This is a genomic window from Kribbella sp. NPDC050281 (assembly GCF_040655855.1).
Taxonomy (GTDB): domain Bacteria; phylum Actinomycetota; class Actinomycetes; order Propionibacteriales; family Kribbellaceae; genus Kribbella.
In genome coordinates, this window is the sequence record NZ_JBFAKS010000009.1 from 1 (window position 1) to 12,126 (window position 12,126).

The 12,126-nt window shown below is 69.0% G+C and carries 11 protein-coding genes; 5 read left to right on the top strand and 6 right to left on the bottom strand.

Annotated features, from left to right (window positions below; translation table 11 throughout):
- Positions 1–117 precede the first annotated feature (117 nt).
- Genes AB0I34_RS11850 through AB0I34_RS11860 form a run of 3 tightly spaced genes read right to left on the bottom strand, consistent with a single transcriptional unit; the run spans position 118 to position 1,868 of the window.
- Positions 118–423 (bottom strand): hypothetical protein, encoded by a 306-nt coding sequence (locus AB0I34_RS11850; RefSeq protein ID WP_360443502.1) that lies wholly within the window; start codon positions 421–423, stop codon positions 118–120.
- A 50-nt stretch (positions 424–473) separates the two neighbouring features.
- Positions 474–1,277: a CPBP family intramembrane glutamic endopeptidase gene (locus AB0I34_RS11855; protein ID WP_360443504.1), complete on the bottom strand. Its 804-nt coding sequence runs from the start codon at positions 1,275–1,277 to the stop codon at positions 474–476.
- A 3-nt stretch (positions 1,278–1,280) separates the two neighbouring features.
- Positions 1,281–1,868, bottom strand: coding sequence for a TetR/AcrR family transcriptional regulator (locus AB0I34_RS11860; protein WP_360443507.1), 588 nt, complete (start codon positions 1,866–1,868; stop codon positions 1,281–1,283).
- Between the two features lie 69 nt (positions 1,869–1,937).
- Between AB0I34_RS11860 and AB0I34_RS11865 the strand changes: the two genes are divergently transcribed.
- On the top strand, positions 1,938–4,352 hold the full coding sequence (locus tag AB0I34_RS11865; protein ID WP_360443510.1) for a glycoside hydrolase family 3 C-terminal domain-containing protein: 2,415 nt from the start codon (positions 1,938–1,940) through the stop codon (positions 4,350–4,352).
- Here AB0I34_RS11865 and AB0I34_RS11870 read toward each other — a convergent pair.
- A complete protein-coding gene (locus AB0I34_RS11870; RefSeq protein WP_360443513.1) occupies positions 4,312–5,304 on the bottom strand; it encodes a helix-turn-helix domain-containing protein in 993 nt (330 codons plus the stop codon). The two genes, AB0I34_RS11865 and AB0I34_RS11870, sit on opposite strands and share 41 nt — an antisense overlap.
- A gap of 59 nt (positions 5,305–5,363) precedes the next feature.
- Here AB0I34_RS11870 and AB0I34_RS11875 point away from each other — a divergent pair, with 59 nt between their 5' ends.
- From AB0I34_RS11875 to AB0I34_RS11890, 4 genes are read left to right on the top strand one after another with little or no spacing between them, the layout of a single operon-like run.
- Positions 5,364–6,638, top strand: a complete 1,275-nt coding sequence (locus AB0I34_RS11875; protein ID WP_360443516.1) for an MFS transporter — start codon at positions 5,364–5,366, stop codon at positions 6,636–6,638.
- Entirely contained in the window at positions 6,550–7,371 is an 822-nt protein-coding gene (locus AB0I34_RS11880) for an ABC transporter ATP-binding protein (RefSeq protein ID WP_360443519.1), read from the top strand. Before AB0I34_RS11875 ends, AB0I34_RS11880 begins: the two co-directional genes overlap by 89 nt.
- A complete protein-coding gene (locus AB0I34_RS11885) occupies positions 7,368–8,024 on the top strand; it encodes a hypothetical protein (protein ID WP_360443522.1) in 657 nt (218 codons plus the stop codon). Before AB0I34_RS11880 ends, AB0I34_RS11885 begins: the two co-directional genes overlap by 4 nt.
- A 52-nt stretch (positions 8,025–8,076) precedes the next feature.
- Positions 8,077–10,203: an AAA family ATPase gene (locus AB0I34_RS11890; RefSeq protein ID WP_360443525.1), complete on the top strand. Its 2,127-nt coding sequence runs from the start codon at positions 8,077–8,079 to the stop codon at positions 10,201–10,203.
- 65 nt (positions 10,204–10,268) lie between these two features.
- On the opposite strand, the gene AB0I34_RS11895 is transcribed toward AB0I34_RS11890, so the two are convergent.
- Together AB0I34_RS11895 and AB0I34_RS11900 are read right to left on the bottom strand one after the other, a co-directional pair.
- Entirely contained in the window at positions 10,269–11,159 is an 891-nt protein-coding gene (locus AB0I34_RS11895; protein WP_360443528.1) for a carbohydrate ABC transporter permease, read from the bottom strand.
- Position 11,160: 1 nt separating this feature from the next.
- Positions 11,161–12,099 carry a sugar ABC transporter permease gene (locus AB0I34_RS11900; protein WP_360443531.1) on the bottom strand — a complete coding sequence of 313 codons (939 nt, stop codon included), beginning with the start codon at positions 12,097–12,099 and terminating at the stop codon, positions 11,161–11,163.
- Positions 12,100–12,126: the final 27 nt, after the last annotated feature.

The window sequence follows — 12,126 nt, forward strand, 5'->3', positions numbered from 1 at the left end:
GGTGTGGGTGTTGTGGTTGCCCGCCGGGCGGGTTGCTAGAGGTGTGGCCGCCTCTCCCTCTCTTCTCCGGCGTGTTTGGGTCGGGGGGCGCGGCCCCCCCCCCCCCCCCCACGGCGGTCAGGTGGTCGCGGGCTCGGGCTCGGGTTGTGGTGCCGGGCTGGCCGGTGGTGGAGCGGCGGCGATGGCCTCCAGTTCGGTGCGGAACTGAGGGAGCATCCAGCGCAGCGGCTGGTCCAGGACTCTGGCGATGGTCGCCTCGTCGACGCGCAGCAGGTCGGCGATGCGGGCCAGCGCGTCCGGTTCGTCGGTGGCGGCGTGGAGCAGATGCACCACCTCGTGCCGGTGGGCGAAGACGGCCAGTGCGGCGGCCGCCAACCCCGGATCGATCTCGGGCGGACTTGCGATTTCCCCGTTAACAGTCACGCATCATCAACCCGATCCACCCCCGATCGGTTACGTGTCAGTCGTTTCGATCACCCTCCGCCGGGCAACCAGCCGACCTTGCCGATCAGGTACGTCGCCCCCACCAGGGCAGCGATATCGATCAACGTGTGGGCCACGACGAGCGGGCCGACCCGGCCCCAGCGCCGGTACAGGTAGCAGAAGATGACGCCCATGATGACGTTGCCGGCGAAGCCGCCGAGGCCCTGGTACAGGTGATAGGAGCCGCGCAGCAGCGAACTGGTGACCGTCGCCTGGGTGGTCGACCAGCCCAGCTGGTCCAGCCGGTGGTTGAGATACCCGAGGACGATGACCTCCTCGAGTACGGCGTTCTGCACCGCAACGAGGATCAGGATCGGGATGCGCCACCAATAGTCGGGCAGCTGGGACGGGTCGACGGACAGGTTGACGCCGGTGGCGTAGGCGGCGAGGTAGAAGGCCAGTCCTGCTCCGCCCACGCACGCGGCCACCGCGGTGCCGCGGCCGAGGTCGCGGACCCGCTGCCGCAGGTCGAAGCCGATCGTGTGCAGAGACTCGCCGCCGCGGGCCAGGAAATGAGCGACGAGGGCGACCGGAACCAGGGCGTTGACGATCGCGAACACCTGCCACGTGAGGTCCAGCCACGGGCGTCCCGGCGCCCGTGAACCGACGATGACCGCCGTCTGCCCGCTGATCGGCTTGGCCGACGTCAGTACACCGGTGAACGAGATCACCGCGGAGAGGGCCGACGCGCCCAACGACAGCGCCAGGACCAGCCAGATCTCCTTCGTCAGGACCCGCCGGTCGGCCAGGGCGGGCGCGGGTGGTCCGGCGGCCTCACCCGCGGAGCTCGTCATGCCTCAACTATCCACCGCTCCCCCAGCCGAACCGAGCAGGCCCACGACGTGAGTCAGGAGGTCGGCCGGCTCGACCGGCAGCCCGAACTGCGACTGGACCTGAAGGCCGTCCGAGAGCGCGATCAGCAAGGTCGCGATCTGCTCCGGGTCCGCGGACGCAGTGAACGTTCCGGCGGCCTGACGGGCGCGCACGGCGCCGGCCAGCGACTCGCGCAGTCGTGCGTAGCGCTCCGCGAAGTACGGGTTGGACGGGTGCTGTGGGTCGCCGGCCTCGGCGGAGAACGTCGAATAGAGCTGGACCAGACCCGGTACGTCGCTGTTGTGGCGAGTGATCGCGGTGAGTTTGGCGATCAGGTCCGACTCGTCGAAACGGTCGACGTCGGCCTCGTCGCGGGCCCGGAGCACCGCCTCGAAGAGCTTCTCCTTGGAGCCGAAGTAGTGCAGCAGACCCGGCTCGCTCAGGCCGACCGCGGCGGCGAGTTCCTTGGTCGAGGTCTTGCGGTAGCCCTGCCGGGCGATCACCTCGAGCGCCGCGGTCAGGATCTCCTCCCGCTTCGCGACCCCCTTCGCGTACGGACCTCTCGCAGCCATGAGGGCGATGTTACCGAGACCCGGAGCGAAAACCTAGCGATACTCGGTTTTGGCGCGTACAGTCGTCGCATGAACCCCAGCTCAGCCGATCTCGCCGCACTGCTCGGCCGCCTCACGCTCGAGGAGAAGGTCCGGGTCCTGACCGGACAGGACTTCTGGTCGACCCACCCGCTGCCCGGCATCGGCCTGCGCTCGATGGTTCTCTCGGACGGGCCGAGCGGTGTCCGCGGTCCCGTCTGGGACGAGCGCGACCCGTCGCTGAACCTGCCGTCGGCCACCGCCCTCTCCTCGTCCTGGGATGTCGAGGTCGCCCACCGGTACGGCGTCGTGTCGGCACTCGAGGCCCGGCGCAAGAACGTGGACGTCGTACTGGGTCCGACGATCAACCTGCATCGCTCCCCGCTCGGCGGCCGGCACTTCGAGGCGTTCAGTGAGGACCCGGTGCTCACCGCCGACCTGGCCGCCGCCTACGTGGCCGGCATACAGGAGCTGGGTGTCGGCGCGACGCCGAAGCATTACGTCGCCAACGACTTCGAGACCGACCGCTTCACCGCCGACGTCGAGGTGAGTGAGCGGACGCTGCGCGAGGTCTATCTGCTCGCGTTCGAGAAGGCGGTCTCCGAGTCGAAGGCCTGGCTGGTGATGAGCGCGTACAACTCGGTCAACGGGGCGACCGCGACGGAGAACGACCTGCTGGAGACACCGCTCAACACCGACTGGGGTTTCGACGGGGTCGTGGTGAGCGACTGGACCGCCGTACGCAGCGTCGAGAGCGCCAAGTACTCGCAGGATCTGGCGATGCCGGGACCGGTCGGCGCGTGGGGTGATGCGCTGGTCGACGCCGTACGGGCCGGTGAGGTCGAGGAAGAGGCGATCGACCGGAAGGTCCTGCGGCTGCTCGTGCTCGCTGCCCGGGTCGGCGCGCTGGAGGGATACGAGAAGCCGGCCGAGGTGCCGCAGATCGACGGCGTCGCATTCGCCCGGACCGCGGCCTCCGAGGGGTCGGTCCTCCTCCGGAACAACGGAGAGTTGCCGTGGAGCGCGGTCTCGCGGGTGGCTGTGATCGGCCACAATGCGCGGGACGCGCGCACCCAGGGCGGTGGGAGTGCGACCGTCATCCCGTCGTCCGTGGTCTCGCCGCTCGACGGCTTGCGGGCCGCGCTGCCGGATGCCGAGGTCACGTACTCGCTCGGCGCCGTCGTACAGGAAGGTGTCGCCGAGCTACCGCTCGCCACCATGGTCAATCCGGAGACCGGGCAGCCGGGCGCACGGGTTCGATTCCTGGACGCCGAGGGTGCCGAGTTGTTCGCCGAGGACCGGCTCTCCAGCGCGCTGGTCTACCTCGGCGGCGATGCACCGATCGCCGAGACCTCAGTCGTCGAGTTCCACACCACCTACACCCCGGCCGAGTCCGGCGCGGTTCTGCTCGGCTTCGCGTCCGTCAACCGCGGCCGGATCTTTGCCGACGGCAAACTCCTCCGCGAGGACGTCGCCGTACCGGTGGGGACGGATCTTGGTGCGGCGCTGCTGTCGCCGCCGTCGATCTCGGCGCCGCTGGAGGTGACCGCCGGCCAGGCCGTCGAGGTTCGAGTGGAACTCGACCTGTCCAAGCGTGACGGCGGACTCGGCAACGCCATGAGCATCACGGTGGGCGTTGAGCCGGACCGCTCGGACCCGCAGGCGTTGATCGACGAGGCCGTCGCGGCGGCCGCGGCGGCGGATGTCGCGGTCGTGGTGGTCGGGACCAACTCGAAGGTCGAGTCCGAGGGCTACGACCGCAGTTCGCTCGCACTTCCCGGCCGTCAGGACGACCTGGTCCGGGCCGTGGTCGCGGCCAACCCGCGCACGGTCGTGGTCGTCAACGCAGGCTCGCCCGTGCTGCTGCCCTGGCGTGGCGAGGTTGCCGCGCTCCTGGTCACCTACTTCGGTGGCCAGGAGTACGGCAACGCCTTGGCCGACGTACTGCTCGGCGTCGTGGAGCCCGGCGGCCGGCTGCCGACCACGTGGCCGCGCGAGGAGGCCGACGTACCGGTGATCGACGTGACACCACGCGACGGGATCGTCCGGTACGACGAGGGAGTCCACATCGGGTACCGCGCCTGGCTGAAGGCCGGCACCGAGCCGGCGTTCGCCTTCGGCCACGGCCTCGGCTACACGACCTGGGAGCTCACCGACCTCCGCGCGGTCGATCCGTCGTCGGTCGCGCTGACCGTCCGCAACACCGGCGACCGCGCCGGCAAGCACGTCGTCCAGGTATACGCCGAACGCCCTTCGACTGCTGTGGATCGTCCGGCCCGCTGGCTGGCCGGCTTCGCCGTCGTACGTCTCGCCGCGGGCGAAGCGCGGGAGCTCACCGTCCAGCTCCACAACCACACCTTCGAGCACTGGGACAACGGCTGGACCACCGAACCCGGCACCTTCACGCTCCGCGCCGGCTCGTCGGTCACCGACCTCCCGCTCGCCTGCCCGATCGAAATCCGCTGACCGGCGCCGGTCGTCGTACGACGCGACGACCGGTGTCGGACTGCCAGTACAAGACCGAGCGTCCGGACCGGCGACGTTCGAGAAGACCCGCATCGGTCAGCACCCGCAGGTGGTCCGACACGGTGGCCAGCGAGAGACCGGTGGTCGCGACCAGGACCGTCGTACTGACCGGCTCCGCCGCCTCGACCAGGATGCGGGCCCGGTTACGGCCGAGCAGTTGCACGAGTGGCTCGGCCGGTACCTCGGTCCCGGCGAAGATCCCGGTGACCGGATAGGTCAGCGCAAATCGGTCCGGTTTGCGCCAACTCACATTGACGCCCGGACTGTGGGCCGCGATGAACATCAGGTCGCGACCCCGCACGTCCGTGGTCGGGTAGTCCCAGCGGTTCACCTGGATCCGCCCGTCTCCCAGCCAGCGGACGTCCGGACCGAGCCCACGCAGTACGCCGGACCACCCCTGCTCGCTGAGTCTCGACGTCCGCGACACGATGTCGGCCTGCAGCACCCGCAGCCGCCGCGGCCAGTCCGGCTCGACCGTCTCCGCCCACACCCAGCGCAGCAGGTCCGCAGCTTCAGCCGCGAGCCCTGTCGAGGTCAGCAGAATCTCGGGCAGCGGCGTCCGTGCGACGCTGAGATCGGCGCGGATGTGGTCGTCGTTCAGGCTCGTCAGCAACTCGAGCTCGTCGGCCAGCACCTGATCCGGATCGAGGGGCGGCACGGTCAGGAAGTCGGCGACCCAACTGCGGCCGAACGCGTTCTCGACGAGCGCGGCCCAGACCGGCCGGGCGGCCAACTGGGCCTCGAACGCGGCCTTGTGCTGGTCCTTCCAGGCCCGGAACCACGGCTCGACCGGCCGCTGCAGCAGCTTCAGCGCGGACACGGTCTCGGTCAGCTGCGACGTCCCGAACCTGGCCAGGGCCAGAGTGTCGGCGTCGACGAGGAACTCGGACAAGGTTTCGCCTCCACCCGAAACTGTAGGGCGCGGACGCGCTGCCGTCGAAGCTGCCGGACATGAGCACCTACCGGGAGATCTTCAGGAACGCCGAGTTCCGCAACCTCTGGGTCAGCAGCGCCCTCGGCAACGCGTCGTCAACGATGACCAGCCTCACGCTCGCGCTGATGGTCGACGCCGCGACCGGGTCGGCCTTGCTGGCCGCCTTGGTCATGTTCGGCCCGTCGCTGGCCCAGGTGCTCGGCGCCTCCACGCTGATGTCAGCCGCCGACACCGCACGACCGCGGCGAGTCCTGACAGCACTCGCCACCCTGTCGACCGCGGCGGTCGCCGCCCAGGCTGCCCTCGATCTCACCGCTGGGATGCGGCTCCTCCTCGCACTCCTGGTGGCCTACGGGCTCTCGATCGGAGGTGGCGTCCGCTGGGGACTGCTGAACGAGGTGGTCGACGAGGACCAGTTCATCCTCGGCCGATCCGCGATGAACCTGTCGGTCGGTGCCATGCAGATCGCCGGCTTCGGCATCGCCGGATTGTTGCTGCAGGCACTGAGCCCGGCGACCGTGCTGTGGATGGCGACGGCCTGCTCGGCGCTGAGCATCCCCGTGCTCCGCTTCGGTCTGCACGATCGCGCACCGCGACGCAGGGCCCGGACCAGCCTCGGCGAGACCTGGCGAGGCAACCGCCGTCTCCTCGGCCAGACCAGAACCCGGCCGCTGCTGCTCGCCCTGTCGCTACCGAACGGCCTGATCGTCGGCTGCGAGGCCCTGTTCGTCCCGTACGCCGGTCCGCGCGCGGGCTGGCTGCTGGCCGCGGGAGCCGCCGGGATGATGACCGGCGATCTCGTCGTCGGCCGCTTCCTCAACCCGTCCGGTCGTCGTACCGCCGGTCGTTGGTTGCGGTACCTGCTCGCTTTCCCGTTCCTCGGGTTCGCCTTCGACCTGCCGATCGGCGTACTCGCGGCTCTGGTCGCTGTCGGCAGTAGCGGCTATTCGGCATCCTTGTCGCAACAGGAGGTGCTGGTCGAGCTGACGCCGGCCGACCTCCGCGGGCAGGTGCTCGGCCTCGAGTCCGCGCTCCGGATGACAGCGTTCGGGATCTTCGCGATCCTGGCCGGCACGCTCGCCGACCTCACCGCGCCGGCACCCTCGATCACCGCCTTCGCGGCCGCGTCATTGCTCGTCTCGCTCGTCCTCACCCGCCCGCTGGCGAAGGTGATGCGGCCCGGTGGCCGGATAGTCTCGCCGCATGGAGATAGCGCGGCTGAGGAAGGTCTCCAAGCGGTACGGCCGACGCGAGGTTCTGACCGACGTCGATCTGCACCTGCAGGAGGGTGAGTTGCTGGCTCTCGTCGGCGCCAACGGTTCCGGCAAGTCGACGGTGCTGAAGCTGATGGTCGGCCTGTCCCGGCCGACGACCGGCACAGTACGGCGTACTGCGCAGATCGTCAGCTACGTACCCGACGTCTTCGCGTCGCACGACCGCCTCTCGGCCTCCGCTTATCTGCGGCACATGGGACGAATCCGTGGCCTCACCGCCCGGGCTGCCCGGCAACGGTCCGGCGAACTTCTGGACCGGCTCGCACTGAGCGGCGGCGCGGACACTCCGATGCGGAAGCTCTCCAAGGGCAACGCGCAGAAGGTCGCGCTCGCCCAGGCACTGCTCAAGCCACCGCAACTGCTCGTCCTCGACGAACCCTGGTCCGGCTTGGACACCACGGCCCACGGGACGCTCCGGGAACTGCTCACCGAGACGGCCCGCGAGGGTGGCGCGGTCGCGTTCACCGAACACTCGGACCAGGTCGTGAAGTCAACGGCCACGAGGGTCTGCGAGATCCATCAGGGCAAGCTCGTCCAACGCACCACGAGCCCACCGCACCAACTGACGGAGATCGAGCTGATCCCCGGCACCGACCTCGAGTGGTCACACCAGCCCGACGTTCTCGAGGTACGACGACACGACGCCGGCGTCACGTTGATCCTGCCGACCGGCAGCCACGACGCCGCGTTGCTGACCGCCCTCAATCACGGCTGGTCAGTGGTCTCGGTTCGGCAGGTGAAGCCCGAGTGAGCGCCCTCTACCGGTATCTCCTGGCCAGCGTCCTGCTGTCCCAGCGTTACTTGCCGCCGACCCTGATCTTCCTCGCCGCGCTCGCGGTCGGCGTCACCTCGGACAACGGTCCGCTCCAGGCGTCGTACGCGTTCTGTGTGCTGGCCATGCTGATCTGCAGCACCTGGCTGGCCGTCAGCATCGTCAACCACGAGGACCCGACCCAGCGCAAGATCACGCTGGTGATGATGGGCGATTCCCTGCGCGTGCTCGCGATCACGGTCGCCGTCGTACTCACCTGGAGCATCCCGCTCATCGCGGTCGGGCTGATCTATCCGATCGTCACCGGCAAGCACGTCATCACCACCGGCAACCTGACCGTCGGCGCCGTCGCCCAACTGGCCGCCGCGATGATCGGTACCGCGATCGGTCTGCTGTGCTCCCGCCTGGTCATCCCCCGTATCGGCATCGCGACCCTGACCGCGGCCGCCGCGATCCTCGTCGTCCTGCTGATCCGCTGGGTCTCCCCGATCCGCCCGATCATGACCCTGCTGTCCAACGACCACACGGCGACCGAGGACGCCGTACCGCTGACTCTCCTGACCGTTCTCTGCGCAGCCATCCTCGCCGCCGCCCTCCTCGCGACTCGCGGCATCGCCGACCGCAAGGAGTGACGCACCATGCGAAGTTGTGGTCGGGTCTTGCGTTGGGGCGCACACTGACCGCATGGGGGGATCGGACGGAGACCATGGATCGCTCCCCGGCCGCGACCGGGAGCAGGCGTTGCTGGCTCGCGCGTTACGGAGTGCTGCCGAGGGCAGTCCACGGGCGCTGTTCGTCCACGGCGAGGCAGGCGTCGGCAAGACGCGGCTGGTCCGAGATGCCTGCCAGGCTTCGCAGTTGCGAACGGCGTGGGGCAGTTGCGTCCGTTTCGCCGGCGCCGAGGTTCCGTACACGCCCATCGCCGGTGTGCTTCAGGACTGGCTGAACAGCGCAGGACCGACCGAGCGGGACGAGGTCCTGGCCGGCGCCGACGAACTCGCGGCCCTGCTCCCCTCGATCGGCTTCGGTACGGCGATCGCCGGCGGACGACTGGTGCCCCTGGTCGATCTCGTCATCAGCCGGCTGACCGACCGCCGGCCCACGGTGGTGGTCGTCGACGATCTGCAATGGGCGGACGCGGCGTCCCTCGATGTGCTCGCCTACCTGATCGCAGGTTTCCGGAACCAGCCGTTGGCGCTGATCGCCACCTGCCGCGACGAGGCACGGTCCGAAGGACACCCCCTGCACGACTGGCTGGCTGACATGCGCCGGATGCCGTCGTTCGAGGAGATCCACCTGGAGCGGCTGGACCTCGAATCGACAGCGGATCAGATCGCCGGCCTGACCCGGCATCCGCGGGATCTTGAACTGGCCGCGCGGGTGCAGGCGATGTCCGACGGCAACCCGTACCTGACCGAACTGCTCGTCCGCGATCTCCCGAACCCGCAGACCACTCCCGTCGCCGTGCCGGACGCCTTGCGGGAGGCGCTGATCGCCCAATGGAATCGCCTGTCCCGGGAATCCAGGGACCTCACCCGTCTACTCGCGGCCGCCGGCCGACCGGTACCGCTAGCTGTCCTGACCAGAGTCGCCGGAGAGCACGGCATCAACCCCGAGTACGTGACCGACTGCCTGACCGAGGCCGAGACCCACGGTGTCATCGAGTCGACCAGCGGCACACCATGGTTCCGCCATCCTCTGATCGCCGACATCCTGTACGACGGTCTCCCGCCGACCGCGGCCGGGAAGGTGCATGCGACATACGTGCGAGTGCTGGAGGCCACCCCTGACGCAGCCGCCGCCGACCTGGCCGCGCACAGCCACTTGGCCGGACGGACCGACGACGCCTTCCGATGGTCGCTGCAGGCGGCTGACGAGTCAGCCCGCTTGCATGCGGCGGCGGAAGAAGCGATCCATCTGCGCCGCGCGTGCGACCTGTGGGCGTCCGTCTCGGTCCGCGGCTCGACGCCCGACCGGATCCAGTTACTGCGGCGAACAAGTGCGGCGTACTCGAGGATCGGCGAACCCGGCGAGGCGGTCGCCTTGCTCGACCGAGCTCTGACGTTGGTCGACCGAGAGGCTGAGCCCCTGCTGGCCAGCGCGATCCTCACGAGTCGGTCGAGGGCGCGTTCACGTGATGGCGCGCCCTCGGATCTGGCCGACGCGCAGGCGGCTGTGGACCTCGGCTCATCGGACCCGGACAGCCCTGAGTACGCGATGGCGCTGGCCGAGACGATGCATGCTCAACAGGCGGTTGAGGTCGCCGAGCGGTCGGGCTCTGAGGACGCGCTGACGAGAGCACTCGGCAAGCGCGCGGCCGCGACATACCTGCGAAATCCGTCCGACGCGCTGGCAGATGCCACACGAGCCGCGCAGCTCGCGTTGTCGCACGGAAACCTGCGCGACCTGCAGGACGCGACGGTTGGCCGGCTCAATGCTCTGATCCAACTCGGCCGGTACGACGAGTTCCTGCAGGAGGGCGTGACGGCGTACTGGCACCTGACCGACGGCGGCGCCGGCAAGTCCTGCCACGCCCTGGTCTTCCTGCTGATCGAGGGACTGCTGGATTCCGGTCGGTGGGACGAGGCGCGAGCGATGGTCCGGACGGCGCTGGCCGCTCGCTGCTCCGGTATCACCGGCGCCGGCGTCCGAGTGGCTGCCGCACTCCTCGCCGCGAGGTCGGGTCAGGACGCCGAGGCCGAACTGCATCTGGCGCGGGCCGGCGAACTCGCACCCGGCACCGTGCGCGATCTCCGGGAGGGCTTCGGAACGCCGCCGGCCGAACGCCTCGGGCAGCCAGGGCCGGCGTGACACAACGCGGCTGACGATCCCGCCGACCATGACCATGGTCGGCGGGATCGGACGGAGTCAGGACACTAGCGGCTGAAGCCGGCAGTCAGTCCGCTGAGGAGCTGGCGGCGGCCGAGGGCGTAGAGCAGGACGATCGGCAGCGTGGTCAGCATGACCGACGCGAGGACGGCGGGGACGTTCACGCTGTACTGGCCTTGGAAGGTCCACAACGCCAACGGCAGGGTCCGCTTGTCAGGGCTCTGGGTCAGGATCAGCGGGAGCAGGAAGCCGTTCCAGACGGCGAGGCCGTTGTAGATGCTGACCGTGACGAGTGCCGGCCGGGTCAGCGGCAGCGCGAGCTTGCGCATCATGTCCCACTCGGTCGCGCCGTCGACGCGCATCGACTCGAAGAGCTCCTTCGGTACGTCGCGGATGAAGTTCGTCAGCACGAGCACCGACAGCGGGATCGAGAACGCGACCGACGGCAGGATGAGTGCCAGCAGGCTGTCGTAAAGCTGCATCCGGATGATCAGCAGGTAGACCGGGATGATGGTGGCCTGCAGCGGGATCGCCAGCCCCATCAGGAACAGGCCGTTGACCCCGGCAAGGAAGCGGCCGCCGGCTCCGCGGATGATCGCGTACGCCGCCATGAACGAGATCGCGACCGCCGGGATGATGGTGCCGACCGTGACGATCACACTGTTCAGGAAGTACCGCGGGAAGTCGGACTCGATCACCAGTTTGTAGTTGTCCATCGTCGGGGCGCCCGGCAGGGCGAACGGGTTCTGGGTGAAGTAGTCGCTCTGGTCCTTGAAGCTCGTGACGACGATCCAGTACAGCGGGATCAGCACGATCGCCAGCCAGATCCAGGCCGCCAGACCGCCGAACCAGTTCAGCTGCAGCAGCTTGTGGGCACGGACAGGCCCGCCACGCGCGCGCCGGGACGCCGTACTCGTGCTGCTGGTGGCCACGGCCATGTCACGCACCTTCCTGCTGGCTGGCGGTCGTACTGCCACCGAGCCGGCGCAGCAGCAGAGCCAGAGCCAGGCCGAGCAGAACGAGGACGACGGCGATCACACTCGCCGGGCCCATCTGGTTCGACATGAATCCGGTCTTGTACATGTCCAGGGCGAGAACCTCGGTGGCGTCGCCCGGTCCGCCCGCGGTGAGCACGAAGATCAGGTCGAAGAAGGTCAGCGAGCCGACCACCATCAGCGTCGACGACGTGATGATCGTGTACTTCAGCTGCGGAATCGTGATGCTGAAGAACTGCCGGACCCGGCCGGCGCCGTCGATCGAGGCCGCCTCGTACATCGTGGTCGGGATCGCCCGAACCCCACCTTGATAGATCAGCGAGTGGAACGGGATGAACTGCCAGGAGACGATGAAGACGACCACCCCGACGGCGAGGTTGCTCTTGCCGAGCCAGTCCTGGGTCAGGAAATCGAGGTGCAGCCCCGGGCCCAGACCGAAGTTCGGGTCGAGCAGAGCCTTGTAGGTGATGGCGATCGCGGCCGAGCTGAGCAGCAGCGGAATGAAGTAGAGCACGGCCAGCAACGCACGGTACCGCTGCCGTCCGGCCAGGAACGTGCCGAGCAGCAGGCTCATCGGAGTCTGCACCAGCCACGACAGGATCATGATCTCGAACGTGACGAAGATGCTGTGCGGCAGCGAGCCGTCGGTGAGCACGGACCGCCAGTTGGACAGGCCGGCCGGGGTGATCGCGCCCAGGCCGTCCCAGTGGGTGAAGCTGAGGACGAGTACGCCGATCAGCGGGACGACGCCGAAGAGGACGAACATCAACAGCGCGGGCAGCACCATCCAGGCGACCGGACCGCTCCGCCCGGCGGCGGAGCGGGCGCCGGACGAGACCTTCCGCCCGGTCGGCGGCGCGACGGGCGGAGCGGTCACGGTCATGGGGCTTGCCTGCCTGGACCGAGGCGT